Genomic DNA, 16,491 nt, shown 5'->3' with positions numbered 1-16,491 from the left:
TGTGGCTAATAGTTTATAAACAACACTAGTAAGTGTCTTGCTTATTAGTTCAGTGGAGGGGTTCCCGAGTGGCCAAAGGGATCAGACTGTAAATCTGACGGCTCAGCCTTCGAAGGTTCGAATCCTTCTCCCTCCACCACTTTTCTTTTTTACCCTCAATAAACATTCTGACTTCATTAGTAACTTGCAAATCCCAGTAGTTCAACTGCTCTGTGCTGCGCTTTACACGGTTGTCTTAATTCCAAGCGAAACCGCTAAACCACATTTACCCGCCATATAAATGTTACCTTGTATCATAAATTATGATTAAGTCATTAAGCCTAGGTGATGTGAATTAACATTTACGCCCTTTATTCCGTCAATTGAATACTCATTGCAAACCAAAGCTTGGTTCGCTGCGCAGTGTTGTTTATGCTCTAGGCATCAATAACTAACCGAGCTTATTATGTCTACCTCTTGGATCAACAGTGCTATTGCAAAAATTGAAGCTGATTATCAACGCTCAGCCGACACTCATTTAATTAAGCTAGATTTGCCGCAACTAAAGGGTATTGATATCTACCTTAAAGATGAAAGCACCCACCCAACTGGTAGCTTAAAACATCGTTTAGCACGCTCACTTTTTTTGTACGCCCTGTGTAACGGTAAAATTAAACAAGGCACCACTATTATTGAATCTTCGTCAGGCAGCACTGCTGTATCAGAAGCTTACTTTTCTCGCCTATTAGGTTTACCGTTTATTGCTGTGATGCCAAAGTCGACCGCGAAGAAAAAGATTGAGCAAATTGAGTTTTATGGTGGCAAGTGCCATTTTGTTGATACAGGTGACCAAATTTATGCCGAATCAGAGCGCCTAGCAGCAGAGCTAAATGGACACTATATGGATCAGTTTACTTATGCCGAACGAGCAACTGACTGGCGTGGTAACAACAATATTGCCGACTCGATTTTTAACCAAATGAAACGTGAGCCAAACCCTATTCCTAAATGGGTGGTAATGAGCCCTGGCACAGGCGGCACATCGGCAACAATTGGACGCTATATTCGCTACCAACAGCTAAACAGCCAACTATGTGTAGTAGACCCGGAAAATTCTGTCTTTTACGACTATTACCAAACGGGTGATGTAACGATTACCGGTGACAAAGGCAGCAGAATTGAAGGTATTGGTCGCCCACGGGTTGAGCCATCATTTATTCCTGGCGTCGTAGATACCATGATGAAAATCCCGGATGCGGCGTCAATTGCCACCATCCAATGGCTAGAAAAGCTAATAGGCCGTAAAACAGGCGCATCGACAGGAACAAACCTTTATGGCGCGTTGACACTAGCAAGCCAAATGCAAGAAAAAGACGAAACAGGTTCTATCGTTACCCTGCTGTGTGATTCTGGCGAGCGTTACCTAGATACCTATTACAATGACAGCTGGATAGCAGACAATATCGGCTGCTTTAAGCACTTCCAGCAAGTATTGAATAAGTTTGATGAATCAGGCTTGATTGAAGATAGCTGCCAGTAGTACCTAGGCAATAATATCTAAGCTGCAAAGCCATTATTTTATAATACTTGATATAAAACCATTGTTTCAACACTAAAAAAGCCATTCATACGAATGGCTTTTTTATTGCTGCTTGGTTCAATTAGGCACAAGTTGAAAACCTGAGTTAATACAGCGAGAATTAACTCCGAGCTAACTAATCAATATTTAGATACTTGTGGGTCTGTACTGACAAGCGCCAATTTCGTGCAATACACGTTGCCATTGCAAGCTCAGTTGCACGCGGCTTTTGACTAATCGGCTGTAAGCAAATGGTTTTGCCTTCAATATTGATTGGCGCTAATAATTGGTCTAGCTCGTCAATGTGTTTATCTGTGGCAACCGGGTGTTTAATTTCGTTCGCTCTAATTAGTGCTTGCTCAAGCACTTCCATGCCACCTTTCATGTTCACTTTCGGTGATACCGTCACCCAGGTATCAATGTGACACTTAACTTCAAACGTACCACTCGTTTCTATCTGAGTTTGGTACCCTGCTGCATTAAGCACAGTCGTAAGATCAGTTAAGTCGTACATACATGGCTCGCCACCAGTGATGACTACATGCTTTGCGGTAAAGCCCTTTGCAATAAACGCATCAATTAAGTCTTGAGCTGATAGCTCACTCCAACGCCCGATTACGCCATCAACTTGAATTACCTGAGCAGGGTCGACTTTGTTGTTTTCTTCAAGCTCCCAAGTATGTTTGGTGTCGCACCATGCGCATCCCACTGGACACCCTTGTAGACGAACAAACAGTGCTGGCACACCGGTAAACATGCCCTCACCTTGGATCGTTTCAAAGACTTCATTCACTGGATATTGCGTCATGCTACTACTCAAATTGTTTAATCGCGTTGTTGGGTGGGCAGTTATAGTGTAAAGCGTAACTAGGTGCAAGTTTTCGGGCTATTTAAATCAGTGTTTCGGTAAAATTTAGCCCAATCGCATAGTCTGCTTAGGATTAAGCATCAAACTAATATAAACTTGGTAACAAGTTTAATTAGGTAAGTAAATCATGAGCAAATCAGTTAACTCAGCGTTGGTCGTATTCAGTGGTGGCCAGGACTCTACGACATGTCTAATTCAAGCATTAGCTAAGTATGACCAAGTACATGGCATTACATTTGATTATGGTCAACGTCACCGCCAAGAAATCGAGATCGCTAAAGAACTCGCAAACAAGCTAAATTTGGCCTCGCACAAGGTAATGGATGTTGGCTTACTAAACGAACTTGCCGCATCTGCGCTAACACGAGATGCCATTCCTGTATCAAATGAAGTGATGAACAACGGGCTGCCTAATACGTTCGTACCTGGGCGTAATATTTTATTTTTAACCTTGGCTGGTATTTACGCTTACCAATTAGGTTGTGATGTCATTATCACTGGCGTGTGTGAAACCGACTTTTCAGGCTACCCTGATTGCCGCAATGAGTTTATTCAATCAATGCAGTCAAGCCTTGCACTGGGTATGGACAAGCCAATAACCATTGACACGCCGTTAATGTGGCTTGATAAAGCAGAAACCTGGGCGTTAGCAGATAAGTATGGCCAACTCGAATTGGTCGAGCACGAAACTCTCACCTGCTATAACGGTATTAAAGGCTATGGATGCGGTGATTGCCCTGCTTGCCACTTGCGTACGCGCGGTATTGAAGAGTACAAAGATAACCGTGAACAAGTAATGGAGCGTTTAAATAGTAAGCAAAAGAGTCAACTTTAGACCGACTAGCTAACGTTATTTCTAAGCTATACTTAACAATATCAAGGATGTAAGGAATAAAAACTATGTTAGGCGATAAAGGCGCTAGCCCATATCATGTTCTTATATTGACCAGTTTGATATGTATTGTGCTATTCGCTATGGATATCGCAAATTTTGGCTTTGATGTCAGTAACACCCTGGCCTATCGCCGCGACAAAATTGAATTTTGGCAGGTTTGGCGTTTAGTCACGGGTAATTTTCTGCATACCAATTTGTGGCACTTACTGATGAATCTCGCAGGCTTGTGGATCATCGTGTTTTTACACGAGATCCATTACAAGCATCACGTTGAAAAGTTAGTGTTATTGATTTTTAGCTTGTGTTTGTTTGAAGGCGTTGGGCTGTTTTTCCTTTATCCCGATTTAAATGGTTTTGTCGGTTTGAGTGGCATTCTTCACGGCTTGTTTGCCTTTGGTGCCATTATGGATGTGCGTAAAGGTTTTCGCTCTGGCTATTTATTATTGATTGGTGTGATCATGAAAGTCATGTATGAGCAGTATTTTGGCTCGCTTCAAGGCATGTCGAGCTTGATTGAGGCTAGAGTAGCGACAGAGTCACACTTTGTCGGATTATTTGTAGGCATCGCAATTGGGCTATTTTGGCTACCTTTGGCCAATAGGTTTAAGCGAAGAAACAGATAGCGTATAAGCAGCTGATTAAGTTTTTACCTGGTTAATTTTGGCGTCAATTTAGAATTTGCACTTACTCTAAAAAGTATAACAAGTACCGCTAACCTTAGTTCGCGGTGCTTTTGTTTTTAATCTGCGAAATCCGCTTTTCTAACGACAGTTCTAACTGTTTCTTTTGCTCATCTTCTCCACAAAATTTAGCGAAACCTAATCCCTTTTGGTGAGGGTTAATTTGAGTCGCTAAATCTACCTCTCGATAACAGTAATCTCCCTTGCGCACCACTCGCATGGGATCAAATTGATGATCATAGGTGTGATAATCTACATCGTGGGCCTCAGGTAGCACTGCCTCGACCACCTGGTTTGGCTGAGGGGTAATTGCGTTTAACTTTTGCGAGTTGTTAGCCCATTTATCCATTAGGCTTTGCGTGTTTAACGATCGGGCAGCATTATCGATTACCTCACCATACGCCGCCTTAGCGTGTGTAGATGCAATCGAATCAAACAACTTAGGTGAAAGCGTCTTAGCCTTCGGCATATTGGAAGCAGGGTTCTTATTCATCATCAAAACTTGGCTAGCTTTAGGTAGCTTTGAAGGCTTTTGTTCATGGTTGATGCTTTTCTGTACTGCGTTCTGAGCTTGTTGCTCTTTTAGTTGCTGTTCTTGTTGCTGTGTTTGTAGATCGGAGCGCGCGTACTTATCTCTTACTTTATCACCTTGCTTGTGCTGGTGATTAGCTTGAGGCAAGCCTGATGTTTTAGAGGGCTGTACTTCAACAGATGCGGGCAAAAGTGCAGGATCTAATGGTTGCCTAAATTTAGGATTGTTATTCAACAGCGCTAGATCGGCTACAGACATTAAGCTAACACGTGTTAGCCCAATAGAATCATCATTACGTTGCTGGTTGGCAATAAAGTAGTCAACTTTTTGATCGACTTGATGCTGATTTAGCATTTGTAAGCTAACAAAAAGCAAGACATGTGCAAGTAGCGATATCATTAACACTTGATAAAAAGGCTTTATCGAGCGATGCCAATACCCTAGCCTTGCATCAGTTGAAGGCCGCTTTAATTCATGTTCCTTACTCGCTATAAATTCGCATCCTGAGTACTCATTAGCAAATAGAACCTGTGATGTTTCGGCGTTATCAGTAGCATTATCAGAGCTTAGCACCCTTGCTGTTATATCCATACCAAAAACATCGACTTGTTCATCGCACTCACAAGGCCAGTTAATTTCCAACTCATAGCTTAGCTCGTCCATGTTCAGGCTAACATTCACATCGAGCTTTGAGTCTAGAACGACATCAAAACGGCCTAAGTTGTGCTCATGAATATTCGATGGGACTGAACGTTTAGGGTACATAGATGAGCTATCTTTTAAATAAATGGCTTAACACTATTGGCAATCTATAGAGTTAATAATTTGTTAATAGTTCAATTTAAAGCAACCAAGGTAATGATTCACGTAAGGGAGCATTTAAAGGAAGGGTTGTTTGGGAACGTTTAAACAACAGTGGATACAAGTTAAACAACCAGATCTGATAGACCTAATTCCAACAAAGCAAAATTCAGCTAACACATGTTAGCTGTAGATTTGTTTTTTTGATGCTGTTACACTGGTCCAACCAAAAAGATTTCAAGCGAATATCAATGTCAGTCAAGCAGTCAACAATCGTCGGTTATTATCCGCCAGCGCATTCACAATACAGTGATAAAGAAGAACGCTTAAATGCACTAACCCACGGCTTAGGCGTGGTGCTGGGCGTATTTGCACTTGTTGCTATGCTACTTAAACCTGCAGATTTAAACTCGATACAAATTGCTGGCATTATCACTTACGGTTTATCGCTCATCTGCTTGTTTCTCGCTTCAACCCTTTATCACTCAAGCAAAAGTGAATTGTGGCAAAAACGCTTCAAAATGGCAGATCACTGCGCCATTTATACCTTGATTGCAGGTACGTATACCCCACTTATGCTGATTGCCCTATCAAGTGAGTCAGGTTATTGGGTGTTGCTAGCCATCTGGCTACTTACTGCAGGTGGCATAGTATTTAAAACCCTGTTTATTGGGCGTTTTAAAGCATTTAGCGTGACCTTGTACTTAATTATGGGTTGGTTGTGCTTATTGGTAATGGGTCAACTCTATAACGCGCTCAGTGTGCCAGAGTTTAGCTTGTTATTACTTGGCGGCATGCTTTATAGCTTAGGCGTCATCTTCTACGTTAATAAACGCATTCCTTATAACCATGCAATTTGGCACTTGTTCGTTCTTGCTGGCGCTTATAGCCAATTTGCCTGCATCTATCTAATTATTTAGCAATCTCGGAGTTCACGCGTTTGGGTTAAAACTAACCGGCTCGTCAACGCAAGTGCTGTTTGTTATGCTCGATTAACGAAATTTAATTGATGCCACTAACCTTGCAACCAACAGCAAAGCTCACATCTATCGAGCGTATTCAATACATAGTGTCACTGATCCCGCGGGAAAAGTGTTAACCTACGGGCTCGTCGCGGACTACGCGGGATTGCCCGGTCGTGCACGTCTTGTATCTAAAGCACTTAAACAAGCACCTTCACACCTCAATTTGCCCTGGCATAGAGTGATAAATAGCCAGGGCAAGATTTCAATAAATAAGCAATCAAGCGCCTTCGCGCATCAAGTCGAACTATTAAGGCTTGACGGAGTCACAGTAAACACTGGTAAGATTTCATTATCTGAGTTCTTGTGGAAGCCCGATATGGCCACTCTGGTACTCAGTCTGCCGTTTTAGATGACTACTTTAGGGAACTAACTTAGGTGACTAAATCGGTTGATATGTTGACTTCATAAATAGGTACTTAACTTTGATTCATAGATTTTCGCTTAGCGCTTTAACACTTAGCCTTGTGAGCTCGCTCACACTAGCTAATTCACAAGCCATTGAATCCGCAGTTCATACAGAGCAAGGCGCTAGCCCAATAGAGCAATCGAGTCAGGTTGAGACAGCACCAGCGCAGCACATCGCCTTCACCAAAGCTGCTCGTGCGGCAATCATGTCGCCATTAACGCCACATACAGCAAGCTATAAAGTGTTCTATGGCAGTTTTGAGCTTGGTGATGCTCACTATACGCTACCTAAAACAGATTCGAACTATTATAAGTATCACTTCGATAGTGAAGTAGGTCTGTTGATGCTGTCTGACGAGCGTAAAATTGAGAGCGAGTTTCTAGTTGAAGACGGCCGACTCACACCTTATCGCTACTCACATGAACGTACAGGCACAGGTAGTGACTATGAAGAACAAACCTTGTTCTTAAAGAACGAGCAATATGTTCATACCATATATAAGTCTGACGCAATAAAGCTTGATTACAAAGAAGAGCTTTTTGATCCTTTAATGGTGCAGCTGCAATTTAGAATGGACTTAGCAGCGAATAAAAGGCCACTTGCTTTTAAAATGGTCAAGGACATGGAAGTAGACGACTACTCTTTTCGTGTTGTAGCCGATGAGAAGGTCACGCTAGATAGCGGCACATACGACACGGTCAAAATTGAAGTTGTACGCGACAGCAGCAAGAGACAAACCTTTTTTTGGATGGCCAAAGATTTAGCCTACTTACCTGTGCGTTTAAGCCACTTCTCAAAAGGCAGTAAACAATTAGATATTCAACTTGCAAGTTATCAGTTTGATGCGCCGCTACCACCAATGACCACTGCGATAATTGATGGTAGTGATCCTGAGCAAACCAAAAAGGCATTGGAATGGATGCAACAGGAAAACGACACAAGTGAATTAGAAGAGCTAAAGCGACTCGCTACCGAACATTAAGATGCCTTTGCGGAACACTTTCCACTCACCAGGCTTGAGTATGTACCAGTCTTCATTGTCGGTAAGCGGTCTTGTAGCAATCACAGTTACCACGTCATTTGGCGTGGTTTCTTTTTTGAAATCAATAACCACATCAGTATCAATCAATTTCGCTTTACCAAATGGCGCTTTACGGGTGATGTAACTTAAGTTGTTACTGCAATAAAACATTAAGTCATTGCCATCACTGAGTATCATATTAAATACACCAAGCTCGCGAATTTCATCAGCAAGTGTCGCGATATAAGCAAACACATCGCTCATACTCTGCGGCGCAACATCACCAAAGCGATGCACCACTTTATCCATTATCCAGCAAAACGCTTGTTCACTGTCGGTATCACCGACGGCTTTAAATCGCCTTGTGACGAACTTTTCTTCATAGTTACTTAACTGGCCATTATGCGCATAAGTCCAGTAACGCCCCCACAATTCGCGGGTAAAAGGATGGGTATTTTCTAGCGAAACGCCACCACGATTCGCCTGACGGATATGGCTAACGACGGTTTCACTTTTGATCGGGTATGATTTGATCAACTGCGCAATATGCGACTCGCTGCTAGGTTTAGCATCTTTAAACGTGCGGCTGCCTTTACCTTCATAAAAGGTAATCCCCCAACCATCAATATGAGGTCCTGTCACGCCACCGCGCTCGGCTAATCCAGTAAAACTAAACACAATATCAGTCGGAACGTTAGCGCTCATGGCTAATAATTCGCACATTTTTTCACCTTAAAACTTGTCGCAAAAGCCTATTCTGCTGACATTTTACCTCTTTGGTTTAATAGGATAAATAATCAAATCAAACAAAAATTTAAACAATTGTTTGAAAATTACTTGTATTCGATCACACTTAGGTTTAATTTTATGTGATACAGGTCTGACCTCATTAGCGACTTGTGACAATAATCATTCAAAAAGTCTTCCCAATCTTAAATTGGGTATTTAAGGAGAAGTAAAGTGACCACCCTACTATGGATCATCGGAATGATCGCAGTACTTGGTGCCATGGCATACCTGAGGGTATCGCTATTTACTACAACAATTGCTGCGGCAATTGCTGCGGCAATTGTTATGGCTGCAGGTAGTGCGTTAGATATCGTTCATAACTTAGCTTGGATTGTGTTTCTTGTTATTGCACTGCCGCTTAACATCAAATCATTCCGTCAAAATGTTATTAGTCGCCCTTTACTTAAAGTGTACCGCGGCATCATGCCTGAAATGTCTTCGACTGAAAAAGAAGCCATTGAAGCTGGTACGACTTGGTGGGAAGCCGATCTTTTTGCTGGTAACCCTAACTGGCAAAAACTCCACAACTATCCTAAAGCACGCCTAACTGCTGAAGAACAAGCTTTCTTAGATGGCCCTGTTGAAGAAGTCTGCGCCATGCTTAACCAGCACCAGGTGTCACACGAGCTAGCAGACTTACCTGCTGACATTTGGCAGTACCTGAAAGATAATGGCTTCTTCGCCATGATCATCAAGAAGAAATACGGTGGCTTAGAATATTCAGCTTACGCACAATCTCGCGTGCTACAAAAGCTTGCTGGTGTAAGCAGTGAGCTTGCTTCAACCGTAGGTGTACCAAACTCTTTAGGTCCTGGTGAGCTATTACAACACTATGGTACCCCAGAGCAACAAGACCACTACTTACCTCGTCTAGCCAAAGGTTTAGAAGTACCTTGTTTTGCCCTTACTAGCCCAGAAGCTGGTAGTGATGCTGGCGCTATCCCAGATTTCGGTGTGGTATGTAAAGGTGAGTTCCAAGGCGAAGAAGTGCTTGGTATGAAACTAACCTGGAACAAGCGTTACATTACCCTTGCGCCAGTTGCTACCGTACTCGGTCTTGCATTTAAACTTCGTGACCCAGAAGGCTTACTTGGCGGTGAGGAAGACTTAGGTATTACTTGTGCTCTTATCCCTACAGATATTCCTGGTGTTGAAACTGGCCGTCGTCACTTCCCGCTTAACTGTATGTTCCAAAACGGTCCTACTCGCGGTAACGAAGTATTCGTTCCATTAAGCTTCATCATTGGTGGCCCAGAAATGGCAGGCCAAGGTTGGAGAATGCTAGTTGAATGTCTATCAGTCGGTCGAGGTATTACCCTTCCATCTAACTCTGCTGGTGGCGTTAAAACTGCTGCATTGGCAACTGGTGCATACTCACGCATTCGCCGTCAGTTCAAATTACCAATTGGTAAACTTGAAGGTATTGAAGAGCCAATGGCGCGCATCGGTGGTAATGCTTACCTTATGGATGCAGTGACCAGCCTAACAACTACAGGTATCGACCTTGGCGAAAAACCATCAGTAATTTCAGCAATCGTTAAGTATCACTTAACCGATCGCATGCAAAAATGTGTGATTGATGCAATGGATATTCACGGTGGTAAAGGTGTTTGTCTTGGCCCTAGCAACTATCTAGGCCGTGGCTACCAAGCTGCTCCGATTGCAATTACAGTTGAAGGTGCGAACATTTTGACTCGCTCAATGATCATCTATGGTCAAGGTGCGATTCGTTGTCACCCATATGTACTTGCTGAAATGGAATCTGCATTTGATAAAGACGCAGCTCGCGGTTTAGCTAACTTCGATTCAGCAATCTTTGGCCATATCGGATTCGCAACATCTAACTTTATCCGTAGCTTCTGGTTAGGCTTAACCAGTGCTCGTCTGTCTAATTCGCCATATTCAGATAAGACTAAGCGTTACTATCAGCACATGAACCGTTTTAGTGCCAACCTAGCACTGCTGTCTGACTTAGCGATGGCAACACTTGGTGGTAACCTTAAGCGTAAAGAGCGTATCTCCGCACGTTTAGGCGATTTACTAAGTCAGTTATACCTAGTATCTGCAACGCTTAAGCGTTATGAAGACGAAGGTCGTATTAAAGAAGACTTACCACTAGTTCAATGGGCATGTGAAGATGGTCTGTATAAACTACAAGATTCGTTAGATGACCTACTGGACAACTTCCCAATGGGATTAGGTAAAGTACTGCGCTTTGTTATGTTGCCATTTGGTCGCCCTGTTAAGCGTCCTGGCGATATCCTAGATCATAAAGTTGCTAAGATTTTACAAACACCTTCTGCTACTCGCGATCGTATTGGTGAAGGTCAATACTGGGCTGCAGTTGAAAACAATGCTGTTGGTGTTCAAGAGCAAACCTTTAAAGACATCCTTGCTGCAGAGCCGCTATACGACAAAGTTTGTAAAGCAGCCGGTAAACGTCTGCCATTTATGTGGTTAGATAAAGTTGCTGAAGAAGGCAAAGCGCTAGGTGTACTAAGCGAAGCTGAAATTGAATTACTGCAACGTGCCGAGATTGGCCGCATGAAGACGATCAACGTTGATGACTTTGACTCAGATGCGCTAAAAGCGAATGAAGTAAAGCTAACATCGACTGAGCAAGCTGCTTAATCAAAGCTCGCTTTAATGCACACATTCAAGGGTAAAGTTAACGCTTTACCCTTTTTATTTGCTTGAAGCTAAACCCAATGAACAACTAAAAATAAATCAATTTAAGTTAATAGAGCAAGAATCGAAGGAAACTAGTATGACCGGATTACAAGCAATGCAAGCCATGATGGTAGGAAAGATACCGCCACCGACAATGAGCCAAACCTTGCCCATGGCATTAGTGAAAGTAGAGACCGGCATGGTGGTGTTTGAAGCCACTGCAGATGAGCGCCATTTAAACCCAATGGGCGGTGTACATGGCGGTTTTGCTGCCACAGTGCTTGATTCAGCAACAGCATGCGCTGTGCACAGTGCATTAGCTGACAATCAAAGCTATGCCACCATAGATTTGCAAGTAAAAATGGTGCGCCCTGTTCCAAAAGGTAAGCTCATTTTCGCCCAAGGTGAACTGCAGAATTTATCTAAATCTTTAGCAATATCCCATGCCACGTTAAAAGATGAGCAAGGCAAGTTATTGGCAACAGCGACCTGTAGCTGCTTAGTTAAAACTCATGAAAGTTAGCCGTACTATTATGTAAGGCAAACCAACGCCCAGGGCGAGATCATAAACTTTAATCACGCGTTTTCTTATGGGATTAATGAGCTTTGAGTAAGCAAGCCTCTTTAACAGGGATGCTAAAGCGGAGCCGCTAACGTAACTATAGGGGATGATTTTACGGCGTCTTGTGCAATCAAAGTTCGTTAACCCTTAGTGCATGACTGATAATCAATCAACATGCGGCAGCCATGAACCGCTGCCTTGTTTCGTAATACGTATTAATATATCTACTAATAAAAATGGCTAGTCGTCTGACTAGCCATTTTTTGTTCGCTGCAAGTAACTTTTAATTAGTCAGTTTTATTGTTGTAGCTCTTTCTCCAGCTGATTTGCAACTGCTTGTGGCGAGCTGCTGTTTCTTGCGAATAAGCTATATGTCACTGGAATAACCAGCAAGGTAAAGAAGGTTGCCAATAAAATTCCTGACAACACAACAACACCAATCACAAAGCGTGTTTCACTGCCCGCGCCTTCAGAAAGCACTAGAGGGATAGAACCTGCTGCAGTGGTGATACCTGTCATTAGAATTGGGCGTAAACGTTGGCTTGATGCTTCAAGAATCGCTTGTTGAAACTCAACCCCTTTGTCGCGAAGCTGATTGGCAAACTCTACAATCAAGATACCGTTTTTAGCTGCCAGACCAACGAGCATGATAATACCAATTTGACTATAGATATTGATACTTTGATCGGTGATCCACAAACCAATGAGCGCGCCAAGTGTCGCTAACGGGACTGTCAGCATGATAATCGCAGGATGAATATAAGACTCAAACTGCGCTGCTAGAACCAGAAATACCACACCTAACGCTAATGCAAATACAAAGGTCATTGACGATCCAGAATCCTGGTAATCAAGTGATTGCCCTTTATAACTGATATCCGCTTCGGCTGGTAAATACGTATGCGCTAGGTCGTTCAAGTAATTCAACGCTTCACCTAGTGTGTAACCATCAGCCAAATTGGCCTCTAGCGTAATAGAACGCATGCGGTTGTAGCGGTTTAATGTTTCAGCATCGGCAAACTCTTCAATACTCACCAGGTTTGACAATGGAATAAGCTCGCTGGTTCTATCTGAGCGCACATAGATGTTTTCCATGTCTGTGGCAGTATTTTGATTATCACGATTACCTTCCACTATCACGTCATATTCTTCACCATCGCGCATAAAGGTGGTAACCAGCTTGGAACCTAACATGGTTTCTAAGGTTCGACCGATATGTGAAATAGATACTCCCAGATCAGCCGCACGATCTTTATCAATGACGACTCTTAGCTGAGGCTTAGTCTCTTTGTAGTCATGATCTAAACCCACGAGCTTAGGGTTGTCTTTGGCCTTTTCAATCATGATATCGCGCCAGCTGGCTAGCTCTTCATAACTTGGCCCCCAAGCACGAACTGCACAGGTTTGCCGATACCGCGACCAAATGCTTGGCGCATGATTGGAAACGCCCTCACCCCAGCTAAATCACTAATACGACCACGGATATCGGCAATGATCTCTTGTGCTGGTCGGCGCACGCTCCAGTCTTCTAACACTATAATGGCCATACCATTAGAGAAGTTAGCAGCTGTGCCAAATCCACGCGGCGCGCGAATAAGTAGGCGTTTGATATCACCGGCTTCAACCAAAGGCATTAACCGGCCTTCAATTTCGTCCATGTACTGTTCAATGTACTCGTAGCTTGCACCTTGAGGCCCATTGACGAACAAGAACATTGAACCACGGTCTTCCTGAGGTGCAAACTCTTCAGGAACTTGCTTAAGGAGATACCCGCTTAAACTAAAGGCACCTAAAACCATGATGACTACTAACAGCGGTTTATTAATCGCAGCTTTCAGCGACTTTAGGTATACCTGACTAAGCTTGGCCATGATGCTGTCAACTTGGCGCACCAGCCAAGGAGGTGTTTGCTCTTTCTTGAGTAGCTTTGAACACATCATAGGGCTCAGCGTCAACGCCACAATACTTGAGAACATCACCGCTGCGCTCATTGCTACCGCGAACTCTTTAAACAGTTTGCCTAAATCACCCTCAAGGAAAGTGATCGGCATAAACACCGATATCAACACTAAGGTTGTTGCGATAACGGCAAATGCGACTTCTCGGGCGCCTAAAAACGCAGCCTTAAGTGGTGTATCACCGAGTTCAATTCTGCGGTGAATGTTTTCAAGCATTACAATTGCATCATCCACTACCATGCCGATAGCGAGGATCATCGCCAACAATGTCAGCAGGTTAATGGTGTAACCAAGAGCATATAGCACGATAAAGGTTGCAAGCAACGAAACCGGCACCGTTAACGCCGGGATTAGCATGGCGCGAACGCTGCCTAAGAACAAATAGATCACCACAATAACCAGCACCATCGCAATGATTAGCGTGTTATAAACCTCATTAATAGATGCCTCAATAAATACTGAACTATCGTACGAGCGCTTAATCTCCATGCCTTCGGGTAAGGTCGGATTGATCTGGCTAACAAGCGCGTTAGCAGCGCGAGCAACATCAAGGGTATTAGCGGTAGATTGCTTAGACACACCGAGACCAATCATGGCCTCAGTGTTACCTCTAAACATAATACGATCTTCTTCTGAGCCGATTTCAACTTTGGCAACATCACCTAGTCTTACCAGGTAACCGTCTTCACCTTGGGTAATTACCAAGTTTTCAAAGTCATTTTCAGTCAAGAAACTACGGTCAACCCTAACAGTAAAGTGACGTTCTTTAGACTCAACTGAACCTGCGGGTAACTCGACGTTTTCTGAGCGCAGCGCGCTTTCGACGTCCATCACAGTAAGGTTACGAGAAGCCAACGCTTGGCGGTCAATCCAAATGCGCATCGCATAAACTTTACCGCCGCCTAAGCGAATATTTGCTACGCCATCTACGACTGAAAAACGGTCAACCAAGTAACGTCTAGCATAGTCAGTGAGCTCAAGTGTGGTCATTTGATTAGACACTAAATTAAGCCACATGATCACTTCATCACCACTGTTAGCCTTGCGAACTTCAGGCGGCTCAGCTTCATCTGGGAGGTTATCAAGTAAGCTTGATACTCGGTCGCGCACGTCATTGGTTGCAGCTTCAATATCACGGCTAATATCAAACTGGAGCGTGACAGATGATCGACCATCGCGGCTCTGTGAGCTAATATGCTTAATACCTTCAATCCCGCTAATCCTGTCTTCCACCAGCTGGGTAATACGACTTTCTACAACAGATGCACTGGCTCCACGATAGCTGGTATCAATTGATACTATCGGCGGGTCGATGTTTGGGTATTCACGCAGCGGCAGCTTCTGAAATGAAACCAAACCGATGATAATTAATAAGATACTTAAAACTGAAGCGAATACCGGGCGTTTAACTGAGGTATCAGTGAGGATCATACTGCGCTCTCCACATTACCTTTTAATGCAAAGTGAAAACGCTCAGCTTCTTCAGGGGTCACTTCAGCGCCAGGACGCACTTTTAAAATACCGCGAATAATCACAGGATCGCCCACTTGGATACCGTCGATAATTTCTACCCACCCACGAGTGCGCAAACCAAGTGACACAGCTACTCGCTCTACTTTGTTCTCGTTATTTACCAGATAAACATAGTGCTTATTCTGTATAGGAATAATCGCAGACTCTGGTAGCAGCAAAGCTTCACGACTTTGCTTGATTAAGTTGACCTTCATCAACATGCCAGGAATTAACTTGTAGTCGTCATTTGGTACGATTGCGCGCACTGTTACGGCGCGTGTGGTTGGGTTAATTCGACTATCAATACTGGTCACTGTGCCTTTAAAGATTTTATCGGGAAATGCGACTGTTTCAGCAATGATTTGCTTACCTTCTTGTAAGTCTTGAATAAAACGCTCCGGCACCGAAAAATCGAGCTTAATCTTAGTCACGTCATCTAGCGTTGTAATTTGCTCTGAAGGAGTCACAAAGCTACCTAGGCTCACATTACGTAAACCCAGACGACCAGAAAAAGGCGCAACAATTTTCCTGTCTGCCACATTCGACGTCGCTTGATCTAAGCTCGCTCTTGCTGCATCGATTTTACTCTGCAGGCTATCTCGCTCTGTTTCAGCCACTGTCTTGCTTAAAACAAGTGAACTAATACGATCAAACTCACGCATATATTCTTGCAACGCTACTTTAGCCTCACGTACTTTCGCCTGTTGCTCAGTATCTTGCAGTTGCACTAATAGCTGACCTTGCTTGACCAGATCGCCATCATCAAAATTTAGAGCAGTGATTACTTCACTCACCTTAGCGGTAACTGAAATAGACTCGGACGCTTTTGCAGTGCCAAGTGCCTCAACTTCATCGCGAACCTGCATCATTTTAGCGTTGGCTACAACAACATTAGGAATGGGTTTAGGCCGCTTAATTTCTGCCTGCTTGGTATCAAATTGTTGATACGCAAACACAGCGGCAGCTGCGGCTAAAATAGTTATTATAATTTTGTTCATTTGTCCTAACCTAACAACGCACATAGAGATGGAATTTTGAAGGATACATTATTTGATAATGCCTAAGCTTAGATCAAGGCAGTTTAACTTTTGTTTACAAATAAAAATCACACAACACATTTATGTAAAGATAGTTAAAGACATAACGATTAAGGCTAGCTTAAGCTGCTGTTTTAATGGGATTAAAATACTTTCATGTTTGTTTCATATAACAAA

11 protein-coding genes, 1 tRNA gene and 2 pseudogenes are annotated in these 16,491 nt (G+C 43.2%); 9 read left to right on the top strand and 5 right to left on the bottom strand.

What is annotated here, in order from left to right; all coding sequences use genetic code 11:
- The first annotated feature begins 54 nt into the window (after positions 1 to 54).
- A tRNA-Tyr gene (locus EXU30_RS19990) sits at positions 55 to 139 on the top strand.
- 306 nt (positions 140 to 445) lie between these two features.
- A complete protein-coding gene (locus tag EXU30_RS19985) occupies positions 446 to 1,519 on the top strand; it encodes a PLP-dependent cysteine synthase family protein (RefSeq protein WP_130603067.1) in 1,074 nt (357 codons plus the stop codon).
- A gap of 175 nt (positions 1,520 to 1,694) precedes the next feature.
- On the opposite strand, the gene queE is transcribed toward EXU30_RS19985, so the two are convergent.
- A complete protein-coding gene (gene queE, locus EXU30_RS19980; protein WP_130603065.1) occupies positions 1,695 to 2,366 on the bottom strand; it encodes a 7-carboxy-7-deazaguanine synthase QueE in 672 nt (223 codons plus the stop codon).
- A gap of 187 nt (positions 2,367 to 2,553) precedes the next feature.
- Here queE and queC point away from each other — a divergent pair, with 187 nt between their 5' ends.
- A complete protein-coding gene (gene queC / locus EXU30_RS19975) occupies positions 2,554 to 3,261 on the top strand; it encodes a 7-cyano-7-deazaguanine synthase QueC (protein ID WP_130603063.1) in 708 nt (235 codons plus the stop codon).
- A 65-nt stretch (positions 3,262 to 3,326) separates the two neighbouring features.
- Positions 3,327 to 3,944 (top strand): rhombosortase, encoded by a 618-nt coding sequence (gene rrtA / locus EXU30_RS19970; RefSeq protein WP_130603061.1) that lies wholly within the window; start codon positions 3,327 to 3,329, stop codon positions 3,942 to 3,944.
- 94 nt (positions 3,945 to 4,038) lie between these two features.
- On the opposite strand, the gene EXU30_RS19965 is transcribed toward rrtA, so the two are convergent.
- Complete coding sequence (locus EXU30_RS19965) at positions 4,039 to 5,298, bottom strand: hypothetical protein (protein ID WP_130603059.1); 1,260 nt, start codon at positions 5,296 to 5,298, stop codon at positions 4,039 to 4,041.
- A gap of 287 nt (positions 5,299 to 5,585) precedes the next feature.
- Between EXU30_RS19965 and trhA the strand changes: the two genes are divergently transcribed.
- The 3 genes and pseudogenes from trhA (at position 5,586) to EXU30_RS19950 (ending at position 7,747) form a co-directional block, all read left to right on the top strand.
- On the top strand, positions 5,586 to 6,254 hold the full coding sequence (gene trhA, locus EXU30_RS19960) for a PAQR family membrane homeostasis protein TrhA (protein WP_130603057.1): 669 nt from the start codon (positions 5,586 to 5,588) through the stop codon (positions 6,252 to 6,254).
- Between the two features lie 89 nt (positions 6,255 to 6,343).
- Positions 6,344 to 6,708 (top strand): annotated as a pseudogene (locus tag EXU30_RS19955) (MGMT family protein).
- A 115-nt stretch (positions 6,709 to 6,823) separates the two neighbouring features.
- The gene (locus EXU30_RS19950) at positions 6,824 to 7,747 is read left to right on the top strand and encodes a DUF3108 domain-containing protein (RefSeq protein WP_242620273.1); all 924 of its coding nucleotides are present in this window, start codon (positions 6,824 to 6,826) and stop codon (positions 7,745 to 7,747) included.
- On the opposite strand, the gene EXU30_RS19945 is transcribed toward EXU30_RS19950, so the two are convergent.
- Positions 7,721 to 8,509, bottom strand: coding sequence for a class II glutamine amidotransferase (locus EXU30_RS19945; protein WP_130603055.1), 789 nt, complete (start codon positions 8,507 to 8,509; stop codon positions 7,721 to 7,723). The two genes, EXU30_RS19950 and EXU30_RS19945, sit on opposite strands and share 27 nt — an antisense overlap.
- 237 nt (positions 8,510 to 8,746) lie before the next feature.
- On the opposite strand from EXU30_RS19945, the gene fadE reads away from it, so the two are divergent.
- Positions 8,747 to 11,206, top strand: a complete 2,460-nt coding sequence (fadE, locus tag EXU30_RS19940) for an acyl-CoA dehydrogenase FadE (RefSeq protein WP_130603053.1) — start codon at positions 8,747 to 8,749, stop codon at positions 11,204 to 11,206.
- Between the two features lie 136 nt (positions 11,207 to 11,342).
- Complete coding sequence (locus EXU30_RS19935; RefSeq protein WP_130603051.1) at positions 11,343 to 11,768, top strand: PaaI family thioesterase; 426 nt, start codon at positions 11,343 to 11,345, stop codon at positions 11,766 to 11,768.
- A gap of 336 nt (positions 11,769 to 12,104) precedes the next feature.
- Here EXU30_RS19935 and EXU30_RS19930 read toward each other — a convergent pair.
- Positions 12,105 to 15,196 (bottom strand): annotated as a pseudogene (locus EXU30_RS19930) (efflux RND transporter permease subunit).
- Entirely contained in the window at positions 15,193 to 16,275 is a 1,083-nt protein-coding gene (locus tag EXU30_RS19925; protein WP_130603049.1) for an efflux RND transporter periplasmic adaptor subunit, read from the bottom strand. Before EXU30_RS19925 ends, EXU30_RS19930 begins: the two are co-directional and overlap by 4 nt.
- Positions 16,276 to 16,491: the final 216 nt, after the last annotated feature.

The organism is Shewanella maritima (assembly GCF_004295345.1).
GTDB classification, from domain to species: Bacteria; Pseudomonadota; Gammaproteobacteria; order Enterobacterales; family Shewanellaceae; genus Shewanella; species Shewanella maritima.
Note: the sequence above shows the minus strand (reverse complement) of the source record. Positions and strands in the feature narration are given on the sequence as shown.